At 70.2% G+C, this 24473-nt stretch carries 28 protein-coding genes; 18 read left to right on the forward strand and 10 right to left on the reverse strand.

Going from position 1 to position 24473, the window contains the following annotated elements; all coding sequences use genetic code 11:
• Position 1: 1 nt before the first annotated feature.
• Positions 2-658 carry an ATP-binding protein gene (locus ACGH7X_RS14760; protein ID WP_399885473.1) on the reverse strand — a complete coding sequence of 219 codons (657 nt, stop codon included), beginning with the start codon at positions 656-658 and terminating at the stop codon, positions 2-4.
• Positions 659-819: 161 nt separating this feature from the next.
• On the opposite strand from ACGH7X_RS14760, the gene ACGH7X_RS14765 reads away from it, so the two are divergent.
• The 3 genes from ACGH7X_RS14765 (at position 820) to ACGH7X_RS14775 (ending at position 2525) form a co-directional block, all read left to right on the forward strand.
• Positions 820-1668, forward strand: a complete 849-nt coding sequence (locus tag ACGH7X_RS14765) for a helix-turn-helix domain-containing protein (RefSeq protein ID WP_399885474.1) — start codon at positions 820-822, stop codon at positions 1666-1668.
• Positions 1665-1877 carry a DUF397 domain-containing protein gene (locus tag ACGH7X_RS14770; protein WP_399885476.1) on the forward strand — a complete coding sequence of 71 codons (213 nt, stop codon included), beginning with the start codon at positions 1665-1667 and terminating at the stop codon, positions 1875-1877. Before ACGH7X_RS14765 ends, ACGH7X_RS14770 begins: the two co-directional genes overlap by 4 nt.
• Before the next feature lie 132 nt (positions 1878-2009).
• Positions 2010-2525, forward strand: coding sequence for a hypothetical protein (locus ACGH7X_RS14775; RefSeq protein WP_399885478.1), 516 nt, complete (start codon positions 2010-2012; stop codon positions 2523-2525).
• Between the two features lie 47 nt (positions 2526-2572).
• Here the strand turns inward: ACGH7X_RS14775 and ACGH7X_RS14780 are convergent, their stop codons facing one another.
• Positions 2573-2965, reverse strand: a complete 393-nt coding sequence (locus tag ACGH7X_RS14780; RefSeq protein WP_399885480.1) for a hypothetical protein — start codon at positions 2963-2965, stop codon at positions 2573-2575.
• A 632-nt stretch (positions 2966-3597) separates the two neighbouring features.
• Between ACGH7X_RS14780 and ACGH7X_RS14785 the strand changes: the two genes are divergently transcribed.
• Entirely contained in the window at positions 3598-3942 is a 345-nt protein-coding gene (locus ACGH7X_RS14785) for a hypothetical protein (RefSeq protein ID WP_399885482.1), read from the forward strand.
• A 159-nt stretch (positions 3943-4101) separates the two neighbouring features.
• On the opposite strand, the gene ACGH7X_RS14790 is transcribed toward ACGH7X_RS14785, so the two are convergent.
• From ACGH7X_RS14790 to ACGH7X_RS14800, 3 genes are read right to left on the reverse strand one after another with little or no spacing between them, the layout of a single operon-like run.
• Positions 4102-4956, reverse strand: coding sequence for a helix-turn-helix domain-containing protein (locus ACGH7X_RS14790; RefSeq protein WP_399885484.1), 855 nt, complete (start codon positions 4954-4956; stop codon positions 4102-4104).
• Positions 4957-4981: 25 nt separating this feature from the next.
• The gene (locus ACGH7X_RS14795) at positions 4982-5515 is read right to left on the reverse strand and encodes a DUF6879 family protein (protein ID WP_399885486.1); all 534 of its coding nucleotides are present in this window, start codon (positions 5513-5515) and stop codon (positions 4982-4984) included.
• Positions 5484-5747 carry a hypothetical protein gene (locus ACGH7X_RS14800; protein WP_399885488.1) on the reverse strand — a complete coding sequence of 88 codons (264 nt, stop codon included), beginning with the start codon at positions 5745-5747 and terminating at the stop codon, positions 5484-5486. Before ACGH7X_RS14800 ends, ACGH7X_RS14795 begins: the two co-directional genes overlap by 32 nt.
• A 340-nt stretch (positions 5748-6087) precedes the next feature.
• On the opposite strand from ACGH7X_RS14800, the gene ACGH7X_RS14805 reads away from it, so the two are divergent.
• The 4 genes from ACGH7X_RS14805 to ACGH7X_RS14820 all read left to right on the forward strand — a co-directional run bounded on the left by ACGH7X_RS14805 (position 6088) and on the right by ACGH7X_RS14820 (position 8186).
• On the forward strand, positions 6088-6528 hold the full coding sequence (locus tag ACGH7X_RS14805; protein ID WP_399885490.1) for a hypothetical protein: 441 nt from the start codon (positions 6088-6090) through the stop codon (positions 6526-6528).
• Between the two features lie 86 nt (positions 6529-6614).
• Positions 6615-7112 (forward strand): hypothetical protein, encoded by a 498-nt coding sequence (locus tag ACGH7X_RS14810; protein ID WP_399885492.1) that lies wholly within the window; start codon positions 6615-6617, stop codon positions 7110-7112.
• 53 nt (positions 7113-7165) lie between these two features.
• Positions 7166-7651: a hypothetical protein gene (locus tag ACGH7X_RS14815; protein WP_399885494.1), complete on the forward strand. Its 486-nt coding sequence runs from the start codon at positions 7166-7168 to the stop codon at positions 7649-7651.
• Positions 7652-7829: 178 nt separating this feature from the next.
• A complete protein-coding gene (locus tag ACGH7X_RS14820; protein WP_399885496.1) occupies positions 7830-8186 on the forward strand; it encodes a hypothetical protein in 357 nt (118 codons plus the stop codon).
• An 86-nt stretch (positions 8187-8272) separates the two neighbouring features.
• Here ACGH7X_RS14820 and ACGH7X_RS14825 read toward each other — a convergent pair whose 3' ends face one another.
• Positions 8273-9217: a C45 family autoproteolytic acyltransferase/hydolase gene (locus tag ACGH7X_RS14825; RefSeq protein WP_399885498.1), complete on the reverse strand. Its 945-nt coding sequence runs from the start codon at positions 9215-9217 to the stop codon at positions 8273-8275.
• A 161-nt stretch (positions 9218-9378) separates the two neighbouring features.
• On the opposite strand from ACGH7X_RS14825, the gene ACGH7X_RS14830 reads away from it, so the two are divergent.
• Positions 9379-9801, forward strand: a complete 423-nt coding sequence (locus tag ACGH7X_RS14830; RefSeq protein WP_399885500.1) for a MerR family transcriptional regulator — start codon at positions 9379-9381, stop codon at positions 9799-9801.
• 85 nt (positions 9802-9886) lie between these two features.
• Here the strand turns inward: ACGH7X_RS14830 and ACGH7X_RS14835 are convergent, their stop codons facing one another.
• A complete protein-coding gene (locus ACGH7X_RS14835; protein WP_399885502.1) occupies positions 9887-10474 on the reverse strand; it encodes a TetR/AcrR family transcriptional regulator in 588 nt (195 codons plus the stop codon).
• Between the two features lie 380 nt (positions 10475-10854).
• Between ACGH7X_RS14835 and ACGH7X_RS14840 the strand changes: the two genes are divergently transcribed.
• Complete coding sequence (locus tag ACGH7X_RS14840; RefSeq protein WP_399885504.1) at positions 10855-11637, forward strand: DUF5937 family protein; 783 nt, start codon at positions 10855-10857, stop codon at positions 11635-11637.
• A 108-nt stretch (positions 11638-11745) separates the two neighbouring features.
• On the opposite strand, the gene ACGH7X_RS14845 is transcribed toward ACGH7X_RS14840, so the two are convergent.
• On the reverse strand, positions 11746-12282 hold the full coding sequence (locus ACGH7X_RS14845) for a peptidase inhibitor family I36 protein (RefSeq protein WP_399885506.1): 537 nt from the start codon (positions 12280-12282) through the stop codon (positions 11746-11748).
• Positions 12283-12468: 186 nt separating this feature from the next.
• On the opposite strand from ACGH7X_RS14845, the gene ACGH7X_RS14850 reads away from it, so the two are divergent.
• Entirely contained in the window at positions 12469-13032 is a 564-nt protein-coding gene (locus ACGH7X_RS14850) for a GNAT family N-acetyltransferase (RefSeq protein ID WP_399885508.1), read from the forward strand.
• Positions 13033-13210: 178 nt separating this feature from the next.
• Here the strand turns inward: ACGH7X_RS14850 and ACGH7X_RS14855 are convergent, their stop codons facing one another.
• The gene (locus ACGH7X_RS14855; protein WP_399885510.1) at positions 13211-14725 is read right to left on the reverse strand and encodes an MFS transporter; all 1515 of its coding nucleotides are present in this window, start codon (positions 14723-14725) and stop codon (positions 13211-13213) included.
• Positions 14726-15005: 280 nt separating this feature from the next.
• Here ACGH7X_RS14855 and ACGH7X_RS14860 point away from each other — a divergent pair, with 280 nt between their 5' ends.
• Positions 15006-17831 carry a hypothetical protein gene (locus ACGH7X_RS14860; protein WP_399885512.1) on the forward strand — a complete coding sequence of 942 codons (2826 nt, stop codon included), beginning with the start codon at positions 15006-15008 and terminating at the stop codon, positions 17829-17831.
• Positions 17832-17963: 132 nt separating this feature from the next.
• Here the strand turns inward: ACGH7X_RS14860 and ACGH7X_RS14865 are convergent, their stop codons facing one another.
• Positions 17964-18833 (reverse strand): NAD(P)H-binding protein, encoded by an 870-nt coding sequence (locus ACGH7X_RS14865; RefSeq protein ID WP_399885515.1) that lies wholly within the window; start codon positions 18831-18833, stop codon positions 17964-17966.
• 99 nt (positions 18834-18932) lie between these two features.
• Here ACGH7X_RS14865 and ACGH7X_RS14870 point away from each other — a divergent pair, with 99 nt between their 5' ends.
• From ACGH7X_RS14870 to ACGH7X_RS14895, 6 genes are all read left to right on the forward strand, one after another.
• Positions 18933-19625: a TetR/AcrR family transcriptional regulator gene (locus ACGH7X_RS14870; RefSeq protein ID WP_399885516.1), complete on the forward strand. Its 693-nt coding sequence runs from the start codon at positions 18933-18935 to the stop codon at positions 19623-19625.
• A gap of 450 nt (positions 19626-20075) precedes the next feature.
• A complete protein-coding gene (locus ACGH7X_RS14875; RefSeq protein ID WP_399885518.1) occupies positions 20076-21854 on the forward strand; it encodes an ATP-binding protein in 1779 nt (592 codons plus the stop codon).
• Between the two features lie 2 nt (positions 21855-21856).
• Positions 21857-22279, forward strand: coding sequence for a roadblock/LC7 domain-containing protein (locus ACGH7X_RS14880; protein ID WP_399885520.1), 423 nt, complete (start codon positions 21857-21859; stop codon positions 22277-22279).
• Complete coding sequence (locus ACGH7X_RS14885) at positions 22276-22629, forward strand: DUF742 domain-containing protein (protein WP_399885522.1); 354 nt, start codon at positions 22276-22278, stop codon at positions 22627-22629. The genes ACGH7X_RS14880 and ACGH7X_RS14885 overlap by 4 nt, the downstream gene beginning before the upstream one ends.
• Positions 22607-23254, forward strand: coding sequence for a GTP-binding protein (locus ACGH7X_RS14890; RefSeq protein WP_399885524.1), 648 nt, complete (start codon positions 22607-22609; stop codon positions 23252-23254). The genes ACGH7X_RS14885 and ACGH7X_RS14890 overlap by 23 nt, the downstream gene beginning before the upstream one ends.
• The gene (locus tag ACGH7X_RS14895) at positions 23251-24471 is read left to right on the forward strand and encodes a cytochrome P450 (protein ID WP_399885526.1); all 1221 of its coding nucleotides are present in this window, start codon (positions 23251-23253) and stop codon (positions 24469-24471) included. Before ACGH7X_RS14890 ends, ACGH7X_RS14895 begins: the two co-directional genes overlap by 4 nt.
• The last annotated feature ends 2 nt before the right edge of the window (positions 24472-24473 follow it).

Raw genomic sequence — 24473 nt, forward strand, 5'->3', positions numbered from 1 at the left:
CTCAGCCCCAGGAGGCCCGGGTCGCTTCGGTCTCGAAGCGCACCTGGGCCCGGTCCAGTACTTCGTCCACGTCGCGTCCGTGTGCGCTGAGCCAGTGAAGGAGGTCGGTGATGATGTGGATCGCCGCCTCTTCGCCCTTCAGCGCGCCCACCAGACCGAGACTCCGTCCGACCTGCTCCTCCCCCACGATTCCGTAGAGACCGCGCATCTCCTCGGTGCGGATCACCCGGGGTCCGCGCTCGCTCTCTCCCGGCGAGGTCTGACCCGTGGCGATCTCGCACCAGGTCACCTTGCCGTCGCCGAGAAGGCTGACGCCCCAGCGATCGGTGACAGCCGCGACGAGCGCCATGCCTCGACCGCCCTCCGCCTCGACGTCCGCGGCGACGAGCGTCGGCAGGGCCCGGGAGTCCGGATCCCGCACCTCGATGCGCAGGAAGGCGCCGTTCAGCAGTACGGACAGAGTGGTCGGGGTTCCGGCTCCGACGTGGGTGATGACGTTGGCCACCAGCTCACTCACGCAGAGTTGGGCCTCGTCCACGAGACCCCGGAGTCCCCAGGCGTCCAGACGTGTCCGCACCTCACGTCTCAGAGCTGCGACTTCCTCTTTCTGGGCGGTGAATTCGACGACGTACGGGGTGCGCACCATGTGCGGGTTCACGGCCACATCGGGACCTTTCGTCGGTGCCGGTCTTCCTCGTCAGGATGGCCGGCACAAATCCCGTCGTGCAATGTGCACGGCGAGAATCCCACCATCGGGTGATTGTCGTGCGAGGCCCTTGGCACGGACACTGAACTCCGTTCGTCAAGAGGGAGGTTCGAATGGCCGGGTCGCCAACGGCACGTCGCCGAAGGCTCTCCATCGAGCTGAAGAAGCTTCGGGAGAAGAACTCGCTGACCTGCGCCCAGGTCGGGGCGGCTCTGGACTGGAGCGGCTCCAAGGTCAATCGGATGGAGACCGGCAGCGGGAGGGTCCAGCCGTCCGACGTGGACGTCCTGTGCCGCTTCTACGAGACCAGCGAGGAACTGCGCGAGTTCCTGAAGTCGTTGGCCCGGCAGGCCAAGTCACGCGGTTGGTGGCAGGTCCACGGCTCGGGCGTGCCCGAGTGGTTCTCCATCTACATCGGCCTCGAGCAGGACGCCACCACGCTGCGCCAGTACCAGTGCGAGGTGCTGCCCGGGCTGCTGCAGACGGAGCCGTACGCCCGCGAACTCCACACGTGCGGCTCCTACATGCCGCCCGAGGACATCGACCGGGCGGTGCGAGTACGTCTGGAGCGGCAGTCGATGATCTGCGCACCTGACGCACCCGACTGCTGGTTCGTCGTGAGCGAAGGAGCGGTACGCAGAGTCATAGGGGATCGCGAACTGATGCGAGCCCAACTTGAACACGTGTTGGACGCCGTGCAGCAGCCCAGTGTGACCCTCCAGGTGCTTCCGTTCGACGCCGGCACCTGCCCCACCACGGGTCCGTTCACCATGCTGGGCTTCCCGGATCCGGAGGACCCGGACATCGTGTACCGGGACGGCATCACCGATGCGATGTATCTGGAGGGGGACCCTCATGTCCGCGAGTACAACAGGGCCTTCGACGAGTTGAGGGCGGCGGCTCTGAGCCCGCGGCGCACCATTCAGCTGATCAACAGCGTGATGAAGGAGTCGACACGGTGAAGACCGACCTCAATATCCTCGACGAAAGAGGACCGTCGCTCACTTGGATCAGGTCGTCCTACAGCAACGGCGCGGGAGGCGAATGCGTTGAGTGCGCCGCCGAGGGCGATCGAATATTCGTGCGCGACACGAAGATCGGCAACGCCCTCGTCACATCCGTCGGCACCACCGCTTGGCACGCCTTCACGCGGGCAGCGCGTCGGAGCTGAGCGTGATTCCTTTGCCTGCGACGGTGCGATCACACACCGATGCGGTGGCATCGGGGTGGGCGAGGCCAGCGTGTCGGGTACTGATCAGGAAGCCGTGGCGGTCGTGGGATCTTCTTGGAGAGACTCCTGGGCATGCCTGACAACTCGCTGTTCGTCGCCGGCCTCACAGGTGTGACGGCGATCGCGGCCAGCTCGCTGGCCAGCTGGCTGACCAGCAGGGGCAACGCCCGCGCTGCTCGAGTCCAGGTCGATGCGGCTACTGAGGCGCAGCGCCGCGAAGGCACCCGTCAGACTCGGCGGACCGCTTACCTGGACCTCATTGAACAGGCCCAGGTCGTCGCTGACGGGCTCCGGGGAGTCGACGGTCTCTCGGCCACCGAGTCTGAAGCCGCCTTGACCACCCACCGCGACCGGCATCAGCAGTTGCGTCGAGCTGTGACGCTGATTGACTTGGAAGGCCCTTCCACGGTCCAAGTCCCTGCATCGAACTTGTTGATCATGTCGGGCACGCTCACCACCGCGCTAGCGGCCATGGCCGAGAACGCCAGCCGGGAGAACCGCCGTGAGTTCCAAGAAACGTTGCGTGCCTACATTCGGCTGATCACGCCCTTCGTTGACGCAGCTGCCGCAACACTGAATGAGACGTAGGCGCGCTGGTGAGCATGATTCGGAGCGGCTGGACCTTCAGGACAAGCTCAGGCCCGGTCGTCGCCGCCGTCCCGCCCCTCGTCCCCGCCGTCGACGACCTTCAGGTCGGCCCGCGCCCCCGCGTACGGGTCGGGAGTGCCGGCGGGAATGCTCTGCACAGCCTGCCCCTGTGCAGCCCCATTGCCGTTGAAGACGAAGTCGGCCCGGATACGCCAGTTGCGGCCGTCGGGGTAGATGAAGCCCTGGGCGGCGAGCTGCTTGAGGCTGCGCGAGACGGAGGCCTGCGACATGCCCACCTGCTCGGCGAACTTCACCTGGCTCTCGACGAGGACCAGGCCGTGGTCCTTGCGGTTCTGGAGGGCGCACATCTTGTGGAACAGCTTGTACGCGCTGACGCTGAGGTCCGCGTCGGCGAGGGCGTTGTGTGCCGCGTATCCCATCGTGGTGAAACCTCCTCCCCTGAACCAGAGGCCGTGCGCGGCTGAGGCCGACGAATGGACGGTGAAGTCGTTCACCTCGCCCGTCCGAGTATTCACGGTCTCGATCCGGGTCACTCGCCGGGCCGCACGCACAGAGTACTCCCAAGGGTGAATGGAGGGCGTGCAGCGCTGACTGATCCGTTCCAGTGCTGCCGCTTTGTGATTCAGCAGTGGATAGCATAGGTGCATTATTCAGATCTGGATGACGATATCCAAAACTGCAATGCAGCCGTCGCGTTCTGGCAGGTCAGCGGCCTGTCCGTGATCGTCCGTCTTTAACAGGTAAGGGGCCCGCCGTCCCTCCTCCACCCACTACCTCGTGGGTGAGCGCCATGGCCCCCCCGGGCATCGTGGGTAGTGGTCGTCATCGAGCGGCGTGGTTGATGCCGGGACGTGGCTGATCGAGGCACACGTGACGGACGACCGTCCGGCTCTCCCAGCACCGTGGCGGGCTTTCGTCGGCTCAGGCCACCCGGTCCGTGGATGCCGAGGTCAGCGGTTTCGCGGACCGCAACGTGTGGTGCATGAGGCGATCGGTGCTCGCGGTCAGGCGGATGACGGAGAACTCCTTGGCCGGACTGCACACTGGGAACGTGATCGTTCTCTTCGTCTTGAACGCGATACTCGCCGCAGGTGGCGTCTTCTCCGCGATACTCGCCGCGCTCCGTCCTTCGGCCCTCGTCGCGGAGGGCGCCGAAAGCGTCGGCGTTCTCTTCTACGCACAGATGTACGCGGCCAAAGCAGTCCCTCTCTGCCTGCTCGCCGCCGTCGTTCCGTTTCTCGCCACGGGAGTCGTACCAGGCCTGTGCCTGCTAGGTGCAGCCCTCTCCCAGGCGATGGACGCAACAATCGGACTCGGACGACGCAACCTGCGCCAAGTCGTCGGCAGCACCGGCGCGGCCGTCGTGCATGCCTTGGTCGCCATCCTGATTTGGTGACGCGGGCGCGAGCACGGACCGTCTCATGATCACGCGCACCTCGTGGGCGGGCACCATGACCCGCCACCGGACGCCGTGGGTGCGCGTCGTCGTCGAAGGGGCGTGGCCCCGTGGGCGTCGCCCGCGGAAACAGGTGGGGAGACGACGCGGGACGTGCGGCTACCGCAACGCCTCGATCGCTCTCAGGATCAGCCCTCGCGCCTCTGCCCCATAGACGGCCATGCCTCTCAGCTCCTCGAACGCCTTCAGGTACAGCTCGATCTCTGTGGGCTGTGTGACCCTCACCTGGGCGGAGACGAGTTCCACCGAGACCAGTTTGTCGTCATAGACGTGGAACGTCTCCCGAGGCCACTGCGCTCGGTCCTGGGTAGCCGAGGGAATGACACCGAGGGAGACCTGGGGCAGTGCCCCTACGGTGAGGAGGTAGCCGAGTTGGGCGGCCATGGAGTCCTCGTCCGTGACGCGGTAGTACAGGGCGGACTCCTCGACCACGAGCACGAACCGGTGCCCTGGCTCATGGACGACTCCTGAGCGTGTGACGCGTGCCCTGGCGGCCTCGCTGCTGTCGTCGACGGGGAGGTCACGGAACCGAGCGCTGATGCCGAGTACTCCGGCGGCATAGCCCTCGGTTTGGAGAAGACCTGGCACCAGCGACGACGAGTACACGCGGAACAGGCGGGTCTCATGAAAGAACTGGACCGCGCTGTCCTGGAGCTGCTTCAGGCCGCTGCGGACGCGATGGCGCCACTCGGTGTACATCGACTCGGCGTGCAGTGACTGGGCGACGAGGTCTTCTTCCTGGTCAGCGAAGCCACAGGCGGAGGTCCAGGCCCGAATGTCCTTGGTGGACGGTGCGGTGAGGGCATTCTCGATCCGGGATGTCTTGGCGTGGTGCCAGCCGCACCGGCCGGCCAGTTCCGTGACGGTGAGCCCTGCTTCCCTCCGCAGGTCGCGCAGTCGTCGGGCAACGACTTCACGTGCGGTCTGAGCGGAGGAGGACGGGGATATCGGCATGAACGGGCCTGTCGGGTACGTGCTGTCAGTGAAGTCGGAACGTGCTGTGGGGGACGGCTCGCGCCCAGACCGCTTCGAAGGCGTCGGCGCACAGCTTCGCCGCCTCAGGAGCATCGTCCCAGACCTCGCCACCCAGTGACGAGCCGTCACCGGCGAAGTGGTTCCAGCGGATGAGACGACCGTCGAAGAGCCAGAAATCATTCCCCGGCAGGGCGATGTCGCCGGCGCGACGGCGGGGCAGCCAGCGGACCTGCTCACCTGCGGCGACGTTGGTGAACGTGCCGTCATACAGGAAGCGGGTGTATTCACTGACCGGCTCGGAAACGATCCGGGCCCGTCGCATGACGACGCCCCGGTTCACGGTCTCCTGGACGAGATCGAGCCACGGTCGCCACCACGATGCCCGGTCGTCCGGCTGGTGGCGGTGCCCGGCACGCCAGTCGGCGAACGGCCCGTGTTCGTAGTCCACCGCGTAGGAATCACGCATCTCGAGGTGTACGGCGGAGTGGGCACAGCCTGCGAGGAGATCAGTGAAGGCCGTTGGCACGTTCGACGGCATCGCACGCCTCCCTGATCGCGGGCGCCATCCTTGCGGGAATCCGGATCACCGCTTCGCTCTCCGGGATGCCCTTGGCATGGCCCGGCAGTTCGAAGGCGGCGCATTCCGCTTCGAGACTCGCGTCAGGCTTCCAACCCTGAATGACCAGTTCCTTGTTGTTCTGGTCAACCCAGACGGTCGGGCTCTCATGGTCTCCGGTGTTCGGGTCGATCCCGATGAACAGCAGGGGCATGGCGACCTCCGACGGCGACGGGATGTGCGGCAGTGTGCATCACAGTCATGGGTAAAGGTGCTCCAGGTCAAGAGGGCAATCGGTGAGATGGCCTGTACGGGTTGCTGGTTGCACATATCTGCACATCGCTGGAGGGGTTGAGCCTCGCATCTCTAGCGTCGTGGTCTGCGACAGCCGGTCTCACCGTTCACCCCAGGGCATGGGGCGTCGGTGAGTAACGCTTCAGGAGGCCAACCGAGATGGACGCACGCTTCCGTTCCAGCCCGCCGGGACCGGGACCTGAGAAACCTCCGGGCCCGGTCCCACCCACCAGCGGTGGGTGCAGGAGGGAGTCCACGCGATGACCACTACCGCCGTCGCCGTCAGTGAGCGCTCCGGGCGCTCGCTCGTCACGGATCAAGAGTTCGACATGCTCGCCACGTTCTGTGCCGACGAGTACGGGCTGGAACGATGCGTGGCCGATCGCGTCATGGACCAAGCCCTGGCCCTGACCTACGTCATGGGTACGACCCACTCCGGCGCCGACATGGCCCCCTCCCAGCTCGTCGACCCCGGATGGCACACGCTCATCCTGCACACCGACTGGTACGCCGACTGGTGCCAGAAGCACTTCGGCTACTTCCTCCATCACCAGCCGAACAGCAAGCTCCGTACGCGCGGGCTGATGACCTCCGTCACCGGCAGGATCCGGTCGGCGGGGTTCGAGGTCGATGACCGCCTGTGGGGCACGGGCGCGGAATGCAACGCTCCCGCGTGCTGCGGCGACGGCCCCTGCTGCTGACGCATGACCCGATCCGCGTCTCAGAGGGCAGAGCCGGCCCGTTCCCCGAGCGGCTCTGCCCTCCCCGCACGAAGGGGCTCGCCTTCATGTCCCCAACCGAACTCAACGCCAGCAGCCGTGTGACTCTCTTTTCCCTCAATCACGTCGCTGTCGCCTACACCACTCGCTCCAGTGACGAACGTGCCCTGGGCGACATCGGGCTTGTCGCTGTAGTGGACGCGGGAGGCAACGGCGACGAGCTGTGGCGCCTTGCCCGGGACCTCGGCGGGCGTACCACCCCTCAGGAGCAGGCCCGTTGGATCCTCACTCAGGCCGTCCGTGCCCGGATCGTGAACCTCGGTGAAGGAGGCATCGTGGCATGGACGGCACACATCAGCCGACTCTTCGAGCTCAGCACACTCTTCGCCAATCACGACATCTTGGCGACCGGTCGAATCGTCCTGTCGGGCCAGACGGTTCCTGCTGCTCAACGCCCCGACTTGTCGGGCTCTGACTGCGCGCGAACCTCGAATAGGAGCGGGCGGGATCGGTCGGACGTGCCGACCGGCGTGCGTCTGCCATGGTCCCAGGGCGGCGCAGCATAATGATCAGCGCGGGTGCCTGCCGCACAACGGCAGTGCCCCAGGGAGGGGTTGGCGTGCAGAACACGAACGGCGGGGCTGCCCTCGTCATACCTGTGGTGGTGGTCGGGCTGGTGGTGCGGCGGCAGCTGCGTGCCCGGCCGGTGCGGCGCGTCGGGTCGCTGATCGCTCCTTTGGTGCTCGTTGTGTTCGGTGCCGCCGGGATCGCCTTCGGTGTCGCCTCGGTCGTCGCGGAGCATGCGCTGACCGCGCTGCCCGTCGTCCTGCTGGTGGCAAGCCTGGTAGTCGCGGCGTCGTTCGGGGTGGTCAGGGCCCGGACCGTACGGGTGTGGCCTGGGCCCGAGAGCGAGGTGCTGCGCAAGGGGACGACGGCGACGACCGGAATATGGCTCGCCTCGGTCGCTGCGCACATCGGGCTGGCGCTGTGGATCGATCACGCGGCCGGGGCCGGGGTGCTGGGGACCACCTCGCTGTACGCGTACCTGGCGATCGGCCTGGGGACGCAGTACCTCATCGTGCGGAGGCGCGCCACCGCGCTGTGAACCCCGCGGCCGGATCCGCAGGACGGGCAGGCGGACTGGCCTGGGAGATCCGGTTCGCAGGTACGCGCACTCGTCGGTGGCCCGAGGTCAACCTGAAGAGTTGCAGGACGAGGGCGACACCGTCTGCCCCTAGCTTGGCCGAGGACAGGGATGACCATCCTCAACGGGGAGTGACGTGATGAGCAAGCTTCGTCGGCTGGCCGGGACCGCGGCTGCGTTCGCGGCCGTGATCGCGACCATGGGCGCATCGCCCGCTGCGGCCGCCGCCCCGCCCGGACTGCCGGCCGCCGTCCAGGGCACGTGCAGTGGCACCGCCACCGACAGGGTCTCGGTCGTCGTCGACAAGGGATACATCAGGAGCGGCTACTACCAGTCCTACTCCGTGGTGAAGACCGTGTACCGGGGTGCTTCGTTGGCCTTCTTCGAGGGCGTCAGGAACAAGTACGGAAACGAGTGGTTCAAGGTCCAGTACTCGGACCGCACCAACGACTGGTGTGGCTGGATCTACACGGGTTCCGTCTGGTGGGAGGACTGAGCCGAGTTCTCGGCCTGCCCTGACACGGCCGCACGGTGGATCCGGCAGGGCGTGCAGGGGTGAGCGGGAGTCCGGATCAGCTCCTCTCAGCGGGCCCGGCCCAAGGTCACGGTGCGGGATCCGGGTGTGAAGTCGCCGAAGGACTGGCGCCAGGACTCATCGGGCCAGTGGTACGTCACGCGGCCCTCGACGGGCCGGTAGTGGGCTGTGTAGAGCGTTCTCGACCCGTGCTCGTCGACGGATCGATACAGCGGCGGCCGCAACATCGCCGCCACGTCCGCACCCGCGGCGCGAATGGCGCGCAGCCGCTCCTGTGTCCGCAGGGCCCGCTCCTGCTCGTCGGTCACCGGCAGGTGCTGGTGATTGGCGGCGCAGGCATCCGGCGCCACCATCGGCGACATGTCCGGCCCCACGAACACCGTCACCGCCTTCATGGGATCGACGAGGGTGAGGTTCTGTGGGACGGCAACCGGCAGGGACCGCAGCCTGCCGACCGCCTCGTCGACGGTGTCGCACGTCTCCAGCAGGTAGCGCACCAGGATGAGAATGGCGAAGCCGCGTCCGTGGGCGGAACGTCCGCCCCAGGTGAGGGAGACCGCGAGACCGGCGTCGTTCATCCCGTCCAGCAGGCCCCACAGCATGTCCTGCATCCCGATCACGGGGCGCAGGAAGCGGGAGAAGACGATGGTGCCCTCGCACTGATCGGGCCGTAGGTCGTAGTTGCGCAGCAGAGTGCCGTTCCGGCCGATCTGGGTGCAGGCCGGGGAGAAGGGCCGCAGTGCCGCGTGGGTGAGGAAGGCTTCCGCTCCGGGCCGGTCGAGTTGGCCGGCCAGTCGGTCCATAACCGGGACCAGTTCCGGCATGTGCGCACGGAACAGCGCCCGTACACGATCCGCCCCCTCCGGAGTCCGGCCCTCCTCGGTCAGCAGGCCCTCCATCTCCTGCCACAGGGGCCGGGCGTAGGCGGCCCACCGCCCGTCTTCGCCGTCGCCGACCTCGATCGCCTGGAACGTCTTGTGCTGCTGCCGCACGGCTGCCACTCCCCCTGTGGGAATCGGACGAGGCGTGGGCAACCTAGCCAATTGGGCAGCCAATCACCAGGGCGAGTGGAGCGACTGCTGATCGGTGCCGGTCATGCCTCCGGCGCTACGATCTGGAGCGAGGCCTGGATCAAGCCCCGGGGGTGAGCGGCATGACGAGCGGCGAAGCGGCCGTGCAGTGGCTGAGCATCGGCGCGGTGGCCGACCGGACCGGGCTGAGCGTGCACGCGCTGCGGTTCTACGAGCGCGAGGGTCTGCTCGTCGGGCCGGTCGAGCGCACTTCGGGCGGCCGACGGCGGTACACCTCCTTCGACGTCGACTGGCTGCTGATCTGCGTCAAGCTCCGCTCATCCGGCATGCCGCTCGCCGACCTCAAGCATTTCGCCGAACTGGTACGCCAGGGACCGGGCAACGAGTCGGAACGCCTGCGGTTGCTCGACGCCCATCAACGGCGCGTCGACGCACAGATCCAGGCGCTGGAGGAGTGCCGGTCCGTCATCGCCTGGAAGGTCGGTGTCTACGCCGAGCACCTCGCGCGCGGCGAGGCCGGTGGGCTCTGGGACCCGACGGCCTGAGGCGGGCAGGCAGGCGGGCAGGCGGGCAGGCGGGCAGGCGGGCAGGCGCGAACAGCTCCGGCGCGTGCTCCGTACCGCGTGCCCCCTACCGCGTGCCGTGGTGATCGGGGTTGTGCCAGGTCGCGGTGTCGAGCACGGCCTGTGCCGCCCGGCGGGCGTGGAGCGCTGCGTCGGTGTCGCCGGTGAACGTGGCTACGGCCATCGCCCCGTCGAACAGCACCGCCAGCTGCGCCCCGACCACGTCCGCGTCCCGTATGCCGGTCTTCGCCGCCAGCTCGGTCAGCAGCTCACGCATGGCCTGCTTGTGTGCCTGCACCGCCGTGACGACGATCGGTGACGCGGCACCCGCCTCCCCGAACGCCCCGGCGAACACGCAGCCGCGAAAGCCTGGTTGACGAAACCAGTCGTCCAGGAAGTCGAAGGGGCCGAGGGCCCTGGCCACCGGATCCTCGATCGCGTCGATCCGCTGCCCGACCGCCGCGCGAGCCGTCAGGTCGCGGCGGGCGAGACAGTCCGCCAGCAGCGTGTCCTTGGACGGGAACATCTGATAGAGCCGCTTCAGCGGCACCCCCGCCGCGTCCCGGACGTGCCGCATCGTCACCGCGCGGACGCCATGGGTGTAGAACAGCTCGTCGGCGACCGCGACCACGTGGTCGCGCTCCGGGTCAGACATGCTCCGCCCACCGTGTCCAACACCCGTGTCTTGAATGCGGCTTCAGCATCTGCCTCACCCTCGGATCGGCTTGAGAACCACGGTTCTCGCCACTATGGTCCCATTATAGGCAGGATTGCTTCGGCTCGTCGGACGGTCCGGGGCATGCATACGTCGCAGAAAACGCCGTAGCGGACTATCGGGGGAAAGCCGTGCTGCGTATCCACTTCAGCGCCGGAGACTTGGCCCGCACAAGGATCGCCGAGGATCCGGACCCATTATGGGAAACCGTCCTGAGCCTGCACCAACTCCGGGAGAAGAGGCGGGAACCGGTGCTCGACGGCTGGCGGCGGCGCAGGTGCCCACGCGGTGCCCGCGCGCTGCGGATGCTGTCGCCGCTGATGCCGTCGCGAGGCTACTTCCCGGACTTCCTCACACCGGCCGAGGCGGCGGGCGGGCTGGAGTGCGGGATCGAGGCGGTACTCGCCACTCCGCGTCGCCGACTGCGCACCGAACTCGGGCTGCTGTCGGCCCGCGGTCCGCTGTCCCACTGGGCCCGGCAGCTGGCCGACGGCGAAGCGAGCAGCCTGCACCTCCTGGGCCGGGCACTGCGCGAATACCACGCCTCCGTCCTCGAGCCCGGCTGGCGGGACATCGCCTCCCGCATCGAGGGCGACCGACGGCACCGGACCGAAACCCAGTGCCGCCTCGGCACCGAGGAGATGCTGCGCAGCTTCGCGCCCGTGCTGCGCTGGCAGTCCCCGGTCCTGTCCGCCGACTACCCCGTCGACCGGGACGTGCACCTGGAGGGGCGCGGACTGCTGCTCGTACCCTCGTACTTCTGCCGCCACACGCCGGTGGCCCTCCTGGACGAGGCCCTGTGTCCGGTCCTGGTCTATCCCCTCGACCACCGGGTGTGGGAGCCGGACCTGGAGAACTACGCCGGTGTCGCGCTCGCCGACCTGGTGGGATCCAGCCGCGCCGCCGTCCTGGAGGTCGTCGGGGAGGTGAGCGGCGGGAACACCGGTCAACTCGCGCGACGCGTGGGGCTGTTGCTGTCCTCGACCAGTCAGCACCTCGCCGTGCTGCGTCGTTCGGGGCTGGTGGCCAGCACGCGCGAAGGCAACAGTGTGCTGCACGAGGTGACGCCGCTCGGCTCCGCCCTGCTGCGCCGCTGCCTGTGACCGGCTCGGGTCGGCCTGGGCCGGCCTGCGCCGGATCCCTTCGGGAGCGCGCCGGTGCGCCACCGCGGGCTGACCGCGCGATGGCGCACCGGAGGGCCTTACAACCCCTCAGCCGTAGATGCTGGAGGCGTCGTCGTTGTGGCCCAGTTGCGAGACCTTGGTGCCCTCGGAGAACTTCAGCTGCCAGCCTCCGCCGGACTCCCCGTCCGCCAGATAGGCGTTGTCCGAACCCACCAGGTCGTTCTGGCGGTTCCACAGTGAGGACGCCTTGTTGCTGAAGTCGTAGCTGGACAGGTTGTGCCAGTACTCGTCGTTGAACCTCAGCATCCGGCCGCCGTAACCGGCGTCCTCCCAGATGCACACCCAGTCCTCGGTGCAGCTGGCCCGCTCGTCGCGAACGCTCTTGCCGATGGTCTCGTCGAGGTCGACGCACGTGGTCTTTCCGTTGGACACCGCGCATTCGTCGGCGCCCTGCCAGCCCTTGCTGAGGTCGATGGTCCGGCCGTCCAGTTCGGCCATCGACGCGCGGGAGTCCCTCGCGGAGGAGGGCCCCGGGACATCGGCCGAGGCCGGCGCGGCCCCTGCGGCCAGCACGGCCAGAGCGGTGGTCGCCATCGCGGAGGTGAGCTTGAGGGTGAGTCGCATTCTGATCTCCCCGTGTGTGTTCCGTTGGCCGCGGCAGCGGCCGGGACTGGTACGAATCTAGGGAGAGGCCAACGAGGCAAGGGCGTGTTTCAACGGGCAGTGAAACACCCGGGTCTCTCCGGCCCCGCCGAGGGGCCTCGGATATTCGGTGTTCCGCCTGCCCCATGAGGACGCAGGATGATGCGCATGACTCTGGCCACCCCCGTACTGCGGACCGACCGGCTGCGACTGCGGCCCTTCACCGACGCCGACGCGGACCATCTCTTCGCCCTGCACAGCAACACCCATGTGATGCGCTACTGGGATTCCCCGCCGTGGACCGAACGGGCTCGCGCCGAGCGCTTCGTCATGATGTGCCGGAAGGCGGCGGACGAGGGCACGGGAGCGCGGGTGGCCATCGACCGCGCTTGTGACGGGGCCTTCGTCGGCTGGTGCGGCCTGAGCGAATGGAACCCGGTCTATCGCAGCGCGTCGTTGGGCTACTGCCTTAACGAGGCGATGTGGGGCCACGGCTACGCGACGGAGGCCGCGCACGCCTTGCTGCGGTGGGCGTTCGACACGCTGGACCTGAACCGGGTCCAGTCCGAGGCCGATACGCGCAACGTGGCGTCCGCCCGGGTTCTGGAGAAGATCGGCTTCGTGCGTGAAGGGACGTTGCGGGAGGACTGCGTCGTGAACGGCGAGGTGTCCGACTCCTGGGTGTTCGGGCTGATCAGACGGGAGTGGCGGCCGTCGACCAGCCCGCTTTGACCGCGGACCGGCCCCCGCACCACCGGGACCGGCCCCCGTACCAGCGGGACCGGCACCGCCCGCCGCCCGAAGCACACTGCCCGCACGCAAGCGGGCCCGGTACTCGCTCGCCGAGTACCGGGCCCGTCGCTCGCATCCGCCCCGTCCCCACAGGTGGGTGCGAGCCTCCACATGCCGCTTACATGTGGACCGAGGGGGCGGCGTTGGGATCGGCCGCCGCCGGGACGCCACGCCGGTAGAGCAGCGCCGAGACCACCGCTCCCGCGGCGAAGAAGGCGGCCGACCACAGGAAGCTGGTGGAGTAGGACTCCATGGACGCCTGGGCCTGGACGAGCTTGTTGGTCGGGTCCCTGCCGACGAGGTAGGACGTGGCGGCGCTGGCGGCCAGGGTGTTGAGCAGGGGCGTGCCGATGGAGCCGCCGATCTGCTGCATCGTGTTGACGGAGGCGCCCGCGACTCCGGCGTCCTCGGTGGCCACGCCACTGGTGGCGACGCTCATGGCCGGGGCCATGATCAGGCCGATACCGAGGCCGGCGACCAGGAGGGGCGGCAGGACGTTGGCGGCGTACGAGCTGTCCAGTCCCAGGGCGGTGAGCCAGAACATGCCGCCGGCCGCGAGTGCCATGCCCACGGGGACGACGATCTTCGGTCCGACGAACGAGAGGATGAAGGTGGTGGACAGGGTGGCCGACAGCATCAGGGTGGCCACCATGGGAAGGAAGGCCAGGCCTGTCTGGATGGCGGAGAAGCCCAGGGTGAGCTGGAGGTAGTAGGTGAGGAACAGGAACACGCCGAACATTCCGGCGCTGGCGACCAGCATGGACACGAAAGAGGCGCCACGGTCGCGGTCCAGGAGCACGCGCAGCGGCAGCAGGGGATGCGCGGCCTTGGTCTGCCACCAGGCGAACACGGCCAGCAGCGCGGTGCCGGCGGCCAGGAAGCCCCATGACAGCGGCGAACTCCAGTCGTGCGACTCGGCGTTGGAGAACCCGTAGACGATGCCGAACAGGCCCGCGGTGACCAGAACGGTGCCGGGGACGTCGAGCTTGGCGCCGCGGTCGCGCTCCGTGCTCTGCAGCAGCAGCCAGCCGCCGACGATCGCGACGGCCGCGATGATGAGGTTGACGTACAGCGTCCAGCGCCAGTTCAGGTACTCGGTGAGCACGCCGCCCAGCAGCAGGCCGACGGCCGCGCCGGAGCCCGCGATGGCACCGAAGATGCCGAAGGCCTTCGCCCGTTCCTTGGCGTCCGTGAACGTGGTGGTCAGCAGCGAGAGGGCGGCCGGGGCCAGCAGCGCGCCGAACAGGCCCTGCAGCGCGCGGCCGGTGACGAGTACCTCGAAGTTCGGGGCGGCGCCGGCTATCGCGGAGGCCACCGCGAATCCGCCGATGCCCACCAGGAAGGCCGGCTTGCGGCCGAACAGGTCGGCGATCCGTCCGCCCAGCAGCAGCAGACTGCCGAAGGCGAGTGAATAGGCGGTGACGATCCAGGTCCGGTTGCCGTCGGAGAAGCCGAGGTCGGCCTGGGCGGACGGCAGGGCGATGTTCACGATGGTCGCGTCCAGTACGACCATCAGCTGGGCGAGCCCGATCATGGCGAGGATCCACCAGCGGCGACCGGACGAGGCTCCGTCGGCCGGAGAGCCGGCCTTCCGGAGCGCGGCCGCCTGGGGCTCTGCTGTCTGTTGGGACATGGGGACGTTCTCCAGTGCTTGACTCGGCGGGCATGAGTGGGCGAAACGAAACTGTTTCGTATCGATGCCAGCTTACGTCCTCCCGTGAGTGACCGCATGCGTCCCCATCACCGATTTCCGTGTGAGAGGAGCCACACGCGAGTGATCCGGGCGGATGAGGGAGCCCGTGCCGGGACGCGTTCCGCACGCGTCCGTGAAGTGTTTCCCCGCCGCACCCCTTCTGTTCGCCGGGCCTGGCTACCTTCGCCTCGCCCGGTCCGGCAGCAGGAGAGGTATGTCCATGAGCGTCCCTGTCCACCGAACCCCCGAACGGCCTTCCGTAGCCGCCCTGACAGCGGCCCGGGAGCGTCGGGAGACAGGACGGAGCGGGAGTTCGTCCGGGTCGTCCGGGTCGTCCGGGACCTCGGCGGAGCAGGCTCTCCTCGGGCTCCAGTCGAGCGCCGGCAACCAGGCGGCAGCCGCCACGGTGCAGCGCGCCAGGGGCAGGGCCCTGGAGCGGACCCCGGGGACCGACACCACCAGAGCCGGCTCGGCCCCCGGCACCCGAAGGGCGCCGGCCGGCCGCGCCCGAGGCGGCTCGGCCCCCGGTGCCCTGGCCGACCGCACCCCCCTCGACCCTGAATCCGGCATCCGAACCGCCTCGGACCCCGAAGTCCGAAGCACCACCAGCACCACCAGCACCACCAGCACCCCGGAACGGGCCGCGACACCCGAGGCCACCACGGCGACCCGCTTCGCCCCGTCGGGACGCACCCGGCGCGGCTCCGAATCCGACACCAGGCCCGACCCGGCCGGCCCCGTCCGACGCGGCTCGGTATCCGGCACCCAGGGAATGGAAGTCGACCCCGGCTTCCGGGAGCAGATCGACACGGCCAGGGACGAAGCACGCCTCGCCGCCGAACGGGCCGCCGAAGAAGCGCGCCTCGCCGCCGAACGCGCCGCCAAGGAAGCGCGTCTCGCCGCCCTCGCGGCCGGTTTCGCCCCCTCGGGACGTACCCGGCGCGGCTCCGAATCCGACACCCGGTCCGAGCCCGCCGGCCCCATCCGACGCGGCTCGGTATCCGGCACCCACGGAATGGAAGTCGACCCCGGCTTCCAGGAACACGTCGACACGGCCAGGGACGAAGCACGCCTCGCCGCCGAAGAAGAGGAAGCACGCACCGCCGCCGAGCGTGCCGCCGAAGAAGCACGCCTCGCCGCCGAACGTGCCGCCAAAGAAGCCCGCATCGCCGCCCTCGCGGCCACCTTCACCCCGTCGGGACGCACGCGGCGCGGTTCGGACCTCGGCACCCGGCCCGACCCCGCCGGCCTCACCCGACGCGGCTCCGAAACCGGCATCCGGGACATGGAGGTCGACACCGGCTTCCAGGAACACGTCGACACGGCCAGAGACGAAGCACGCCGCGCCGCCGAAGAAGAGGAAACACGCCTCGCCGAAGAACGCGCGGCCGCGGAGAGGGCACGCCTCGCCGCCGAACGCGCCACCGCCGAAGAGGCACGCATCGCCGCCCTCGCGGCCCGCTTCACCCCCTCGGGACGCACCCGGCGCGGCTCGGACCTCGGCACCCGACCCGACCCCGCCGGCCTCACCCGACGCGGCTCCGAAACCGGCATCCGGGACATGGAGGTCGACACCGGCTTCCAGGAACACGTCGACACCGCAAGGGACCAAGCACGCACCGCCGCCGAGGAACGCGAGCCCGAAGAAGCACGCACCGCCGCCGCGGCGGCCGACTCGGAGGCCAGGAGTGATCGCCTGAAGGCAGTCGCCGAGAACGCGGACCAGGGGAAGAGGCTCCTCGATCCCACGGACGCCCTGGGCAAGGGGGTCCAGGCCCCCACCGCCGCCGGGCTCGGCCAGGAGGCCACCGCGAAAACGGCCTCCGGCGCACCGGACGCCTCCGCCCTGAAGCACGACGCCGCCGCCGCGGGGGTCTCCGGCGCCTCGGTGAGCGCCCTCACGGAGCTCCTCGCCCTCGGGGCCAGCGTCGCGGATTCGTTCAGGAACCTGAAGGCGTCCCTGCGGAAGAAGACCGGAGCCGGGCACCACAACGCGCGGAAGAAGGCCAAGACCAAGGCGACCGACGCGGGCGTCAGTGTCACCAGTACGGGTGCCAACGCCGGCGCCCTCGCCAAGGACGCGGTCAAGCTCCAGGGAGTGGCGAACACCGCGTCCGCCGCCGAAGCGAGCGGCATCCTCAGCGCCGTCGCCGGTCTGGCGAAGAGCATCCGTGCCCTCGGCAAGGTCGGGGGAGCGACCAGCAAGTACCGGAAGCTGAGGAAGCTCGGAGACGCCGGCGTCGTCCACGCCGGACTGCTGGACGGCCTGCAGACCCAGGCGAACACCGCGGAGCGGGACGCCGCCACCGCCTATGCCGCGATCACGGCGCTGGAGACGGAGCTGAACGGCGGTCGCGCACGGGCGGAGCTGAACGACGCGCTCACCGCCGCCGTGACCGCCTACGAGGCGGCGGCGCTGCTCGAGGCCCAGGCCAAGGTCGCCTACTTCAGCGCCCTGCGGGACGTGGACACCCTGACCGACACGACGAAGCTCGCGAAGAAGAAGCAGGTCTCCAAGGGCGCGAAGGAGGCGATGGGCGGCGTCGTGGGCGAGGGTCTCAAGGGCGCGGGCGGCATCGCGACGGCGGCCATCGTCGCCACGGGAGCGCTGGCGTCCAACCCGGCCGGTTGGATCATCGCCGGGGTGGGGGCGGGCCTCGTCGTCACCGTCGCCGGCTACAAGGGAGGCCGGGCGGCCACCAAGCGCTTCCAGGAGGCCCACCACCCCGAGCGCTACACGCCGGACGGCGAGGAGACGCCGGTGGCCCAGCCCACCTGGGAATCGCTGAAGCACGCCATGAAGGTCTGGAAGAAGGTGTCGAGGCACAAGCGCCGGCTGGCGGCGCACAGGATCTACGCCATGGCCTCGAGTCCCGACACGGCGCCCGATCTGCGCCGCTCCGCCCTGGAGCTGCTGGTGGTGATCAAGTCCGGTCCCAAGGAGCACAAGATGGAACAGGAGGCGTGGGAGGCGAGCCTCATGGACCCGGCGGGCAAGGCCGATTGGATCAAGGAGATCACGGACCAGCTGAGCTCCGGATCGTGAGGGAGCGGGGCGGGAACAGGGTGTCTTGGCGATGACACCCCCGTTCCCGCCCCGCGGCACCCGGCCGGCGGTACGGGCCCGCAGCACCGGCCCGCGGCTCACCGGCCGGTCGAACGGGTCGACCGGACCGGATCAGGCGCCGGTCAGCCGCTCGCGCAGTACCTCCCGCAGGCCGATCGGCTCCCGGCCCAGCAGCCCGGCCAGGGTCGGGTCGGCCGCGGAGAACTCGCCCGCGCGGGCGGCGGCGAAGATGCCGAGGAGATGGTCGGCCGACTCGGCGGGGACGCCGTTGCCGACCAGTTGGTCCCGGAACGGGGCGTCGGGTGCGGTGGTGCGGGTGAAGGTGCGGCCGGTCAGCTCGGTGGCGATGCCCGCGATGTCGTCGAAGGTGAACGCCCGGGAGGCGGTGAGCGGCGGGGTGGGGCCCTCGAAGCGGCCCTCGTCGGCCAGGATCGCGGCGGCCGCCTCGGCGAGGTCGGCGTGGGCGGTCCAGGCGACCGGTCCGTCGGCGGGGAGCACGATCTGGCCGGACTCCACCGCGCGGTCGAGGAAGAGCACGGCGCTGGCGGCGTAGAAGCCGTTGCGCAGCGAGGTGTACGGCACACCGCTCTCGCGCAGGATCTCCTCGGTGGCGGCGTGGTCGCGGCAGGACTGGAAGTGCGACCCCTCACCGGCTCCCATCTGGCTGGTGTAGAGGATGCGGCGGGCGCCCGCCGTGACGGCCGCCTCGATCGCGGCCCGGTGCTGCTTGACGCACTCCTCGCCGATCTTGTCCACGGAGACGACGAGGACCTGCGAGGCGCCCTCGAAGGCGTGGGCGAGGCTCGCGGCGTCCGTGAAGCTGCCCCGCCGTACCCGCACGCCCTGGTCGGCGAAGGCCCGCGCCTCGGGCTTCTCCGGGTCGCGGACGCTGACGCCGATCCGGTCCGCAGGCACCCGGGTGAGCAGGTGCTCGACGATCTGACGGCCCAGCTTGCCGGTGGCTCCGGTCACGATGATCATGATTCGCTCCAGTGATCACATAAGTTTGTTTCCAGTGGAATCACTTCCACGGTAACACTGATAATGACGATGGGAACACTGACGCGATATCGTTGATTCATGTCCTCTCGTTCCGACCAGACCCGGCAGCGGGTCATCGAGGCCGCCATCGGCCTGCTGACGCGCGGCGGACGCGACGCGGTCACCACGCGCGCGGTCGCCGAGGCGGCGGGACTGCAGCCGCCGGCCATCTACCGGCTGTTCGGCGACAAGGACGGGCTGCTGGACGCGGTGGCCGAGCACGGCTTCGCGACCTTCCTCGCCGGCAAGCGCGTCGACCCCGACCCGCCGGACCCCATCGCGGACCTGCGGGCCGGCTGGGACGTCGCGGTCGAGTTCGGTCTGGCCAATCCCGCGCTGTACACGCTGATGTACACCGAGCCGACCAGAACGGAGTCGGCCGCCTTCAGGACCGGCATGGAGGTCCTCATGGGCCGGATCCGGCGCCTCGCCGCCGGTGGCTGGCTCCGCGTGGACGAGGAGCTGGCGGCCCAGATCATTCACGCCACGGCACGCGGCGCGGTGCTCACCTGGCTGTCCCTGCCCCAGGACCGGCGCGACCCGGCCCTGCTCACCACCCTGCGGGAGTCCATGGTCGCCGCCGTCACCGGCGAACGCCCCGCCGTACGGGACGCGGGCCCGGCGGGCGCCGCCCGCGCCCTGCGCGCCGCCCTCCCCGACCAGACGGCACTCAGTGACGCGGAGCAGCGGCTGCTGAGCGAGTGGCTGAGGCGCCTCGCCGACGACGGCTGACCGCCTACCAGGATTCCGCGAGCGGGGCCAACACTCTTTCCAGCCACAGCCGTTCGGCCGTCATCCGGGTATTTTTCGCGCCAAAGCCCCGATGGTTCCGGCTCGCAGTCACGAGGCTGACACGAGGTGTGAGCGCAAGCGGTATGGTCCCTTCCCGTACGTCGAACGCCGGTCGTGGATACGGGAGTTCGAGGCGGTGCAGGGTGCGCGGTCCTGGTCCGTCTCGAGTCCGCGTCGTCGTCGCCCCCTGCTCGTACCGGCCCTCGCGTGTTCCTTGGAGATCCATGTCGTGCGCCCTCGCCGCCGCCGGGTCGTTCCGGCCCGTCGAGGTCCGCGGGCATCACCGCCGCCCCCAGCCCCCGCCCTTTGCCCGGCCCCACCCCTTGCCCGGCCCCTCCGCGTCTCGGCCACCCTCCCCCACACCGACGGCTTCCGATCCGTGAGGACCTGATGACTGAACTGATATTGACCGCCACCGCGGCGCTGGCGGTGGCCGCGGTCGGGGCCGCGTGGCGTTTCCGGCGCAAAGGCGACCAGGCCCGGCGCCGGGCCGAGTTGCTGCGCGAGCACGCCGACCGGCTCACCCTGCAACTCGTCGCGGCCGAGCAGTGCGTGCAGCACCTCACGACCACCGTGATTCCGGCGGCGGCGAAGGACGGGCGGAGCGCCGCGGGCCCCGAGGGCGGGCTTCTGGTGCCGGCGCAGCTCGAGGGGACCCCGCTCGCCGAGCGGCTGCGGGCCGTGCCCGGGTCGGTCGCCGCCGCGGTGGAGGACGTACGGGCCCAGGAGCGGACGGCCGCCGGGCAGGCCGCGGCCCAAACCGCCGACCACGTGCGGCAGGACACCGAGCTGCGGATCGCACAGGTACGGCGCGAATCCGTCGGCGTGGCCCGGGCCGCCGTACGCGGCTTCGCCAACAACGTCGTGGCCCGGTCGGCGCGGCTGGGCCGGGCCGTCAGCCAGGGCGTACGGCGGCACATCTCGGACGAGGCGTACGCGACGCTGGTGGAGATCGACCACCTCGCGCAGCAGATGCTGCTCACGGCGTCGGGGTACTCCGTACTCGCCGGGGACAAGCTGTCCCGGCGCTGGCCCGCCACCACGCTGACCGACATCGTGCGCGCGGCCATGGGCCGCATCGAGGGGTACGAGCGGATCAAGCACCCCGAGATGGGGTCCGTGGTGGTCGAGGGCCGCGCGGTGGAGGCGGTCGTGCACGCGCTCTCCGTACTCCTGGACAACGCGCTGCGCTACTCGCCGCCCGCCGCCAGTGTCCACGTCTCGCTCGAACAGGGGCACCACGCCTGCTTCCTGATCGTGGACGACGCCGGACTGCGCATGGACGACGAGCGGCTGCTGTGGGCCAGCGACGTGATGTCGGGCGAGCAGCGCGACGACATCACCCGCCTGGGCGCCCACCCCCAGACCGGGCTGCGCGTGGCGTCCCTGCTGGCGGAGAACTACGGCTTCCGCGTCGAGCTGACCGCGCCGAACATCTACCAGGGAACCCGGGCCATGGTCGTCCTGCCGAAGAACCTGCTCGTCGACCCGGCGACGGCCCATCCGGTCGCCACACCCGCCGCCCAACCCGCCGCCCAGCCCGGCGCCGGCACCGGCCTCGCGCCGTCGGCCCCGGTCGCCGAACCCGCGCCGCCGCGCCCTGTGACCGCCTCCGCCGTGAAGCCCGCGGTGGCTCTCGCCGCGACGCCCGGACCGGATTCCGTACCGGAGCACGAGACCGAGGCCGGATCGCCCGCCTCGCACCCCGCGCCCGAACCGGCCCCCGCTCCCTCGGCCCCGGTCGCCGCCCCCGCGTCACCGGCGCCCGCGGCGGCCCTAGCCGCGGAGCCCCGGGCCACGGCGCCCGCACCCGGCCCCGTACCGGAGCCCGTACCGGAGCGGGAGTCGGGGCACCAGCGGCCGGAGCACGCACACGACCCCGCCCCCGAGTCGGCCGAACCGCGCCCCGCACCGGCAGCCGCACCCGACACCGCCGCCCCCGCGGCCACCACCGCGAGCGGCCTCACCGTCCGCCGGCGCTCCACCGCCCCCGCCCCCGCGCGCCGTCCCGCCGCGCCCGACGACACCGAGCCCGGCCGGCCCACCGTCGCCGCGGCCTGGGCGGCGGGGACCCGCCGCGGCCGGCAGGGAGAGGCCGGACCCGCCGACACCGACGCCGACGCCACGCACACCGCCGGCCGCGACGCCGCTCACGACGAAGGACACTGATCGTGCAAGACACACACACCAACAGCCTGGGCTGGCTGCTCGACCAGGAACTCGGCACCGTCGAAGGCGTCCGCTACGCCGTACTGATGAGCAGCGACGGCCTGTTGAAGGCACGGACCGAGACGATCGGCCAGGACGACGGGGAGAAGTTCGCCGCGCTGACGGCGGCGCTGCGGGCGGCGGGCAAGGCCTGGGACGAGTTCACCGGCGGTGCGGGCATGCGCCAGCTGCTGATCGAGTCGGTCGGCTGCATCGGCCTGACGACGACCGCCGCGAAGAACACCATGCTGTCGGTGTGCACCACGGGCCCGGACGCCGACGTCGGGCTGATCTCCCACCACATGGTGCGGCTCGCCACCCGGGTGGGGCACGAGCTGGCCACGGAGGAGCGCGTCCCGGTCGCGGAAGGCGGCTCACCGGCATGAGCGGGCCGCGGCGTGACCCCGACATGGTCAGGCCCTACGTCCGCACCCAGGGCCGGATCCGCGCACGCGAGGACGTGCGCCTGGAGAGCGTGGTCATCGCCGCGACCGGCCCCACGGACACCCTCGGCCCGGACGCCCGCCGGGTGATGCGGCTGTTCGCGGGCGCGGACGGCGGCCTGGCCGTCGCCGACATCGCCGCCGCGCTCGAGCTGCCGCCCTCCACGGTGCGCATCCTCGTCTCCTCGCTGATGGACTCCGGCCACCTCTCCAGCCCGGTCGCCGCGACCGACGACGAACCCGACTTCGACCTGTTGCAGGAGGTACTCCGTGGGCTCCGCTCCATGGTCTGACCCGTCCGTCGCCTACGTCCCGGCCACGGTGACGCGGTCGGCCAAGATCGTGGTCGCGGGAGGCTTCGGCGTCGGCAAGACGACGTTCATCGGCAGCGTCTCGGAGGTACGGCCGCTGCGGATGGAGGAACCGATCACGCAGGCCAGCGCCGGTGTGGACGACCTGCGCGGCACCCCGCACAAGACGACGACCACCGTGGCGATGGACTTCGGCCGCATCCACATGGCCGACGGGCGGCTCGCGCTGTACCTGTTCGGGCTGCCGGGCCAGTCCCGTTTCCAGCCGCTGTGGGAGGACCTGGCCCAGGGCGCCCTCGGCTGCCTCGTCCTGGCCGACACCCGCGACCTCGACGCCTCCCACGACGCCCTCGGTCTGCTGGACGGTGCGGGCATCCCGTACGCCGTCGCCATCAACACCTTCCCCGGCGCCCCGGGTTACCCCGAGGCCGAGCTGCGCGAGGCGCTGGCCCTCGAGCCCGCCACGCCCCTGACGGTCTGCGACGCCCGCGACCGCACGTCCTGCCTGCACGCCCTGATCACGCTCACGGAGTACCTCTCCGAACACGAGCACCAGCAACAGCACCAGCACCGCTCAGCCGCCGCCCTCCTGGAGTCCCGCCGATGACGTTGCCCTCCACCGAGCCCGCGCCGACCACCCCACCGGGCCGGATCGCCCTGTACGCCCCGGAGTTCGCCGCCGACCCGCACGCCGCCTACCGGCGGATGCGGCGCACCCACGGTCCGCTCGTCCCCGTCGACCTGGCGCCCGGGGTGCCCGCGACCCTGGTGATCGGCTACTACCAGGCCCGCCGCATCCTCAACGACCCGCTGCACTTCCCGGCCGACCCCCGCGCCTGGGAGAAGCTGATCCCGGCGACCTGCCCGGTGCGGCCGATGATGGAGTGGCGGCCCAACGCGCTGCGTTCGGGCGGCGCCGAACACGCCCGCTACCGGGCCGCGAACACCCAGGCCATCGACCGCGTCGACCAGCACGGGCTGAGGGCCCTGGTCGAGAAGGTCGCCGACGGCGCGATCGACGGGTTCCGCGGTGTCGGCTCGGCGGACCTGCTCACGCAGTACTCGTTCCCCATCGCCTTCAGCGTGCTGAGCGCGCTGCTCGGCTGCCCGGACGAGATCGGGCAGCGCATCGCCGACGGCATGGCGAAGATCTTCGACACCACCAACGCCGACCAGGGCAACCAGATCCTCGCCCAGGCCGTGTCCGACCTCGTGACCCTGCGCCGGCACCACCCCGGCGACGACATCACGTCCCGGCTGACCCTCCACCCCGCCGAGCTGAGCGACGAGGAGATGGGCCATCAGCTCGTCACGCTCTACGGCGCCGGGATCGAACCCCTGACCAACCTGATCAGCAACACGATCCTGAAGATCCTCACCGACGACGAGTTCTCCGCGGACCTGCACGCCGGACTCTCCACGGTGCGCGACGCCCTCGACGCGGTCCTCTACACCGACCCGCCGATGGCGAACTACTGCATCTCCTATCCCCCGTACCCCATCGACGTGGAGGGGGTGCTGCTGCCGGCCGACCAGCCGGTCGTGATCTCCATGGCGGCCGCGAACAACGACCCGGCCCTCACCGAGGGCGTTCCCGCGGGCCAGCACGCCGGCAACCGCGCCCACCTGGCCTGGAGCACCGGCCCGCACACCTGCCCCGCCCGCTCGCACGCCTACCTCATCGCGGAGACCGCGGTCACCCACCTCCTGGACGCGCTGCCCCGCACGGACCTCGCCCGGCCGCCCGCCGAACTGACGTGGCGCCCCGGCCCGTTCCACCGCGCCCTGGAATCCCTGCCCGTCACCTTCCCCGCCGCACACTAAGG

Source organism: Streptomyces sp. BBFR51 (genome assembly GCF_044591655.1).
GTDB lineage: Bacteria > Actinomycetota > Actinomycetes > Streptomycetales > Streptomycetaceae > Streptomyces.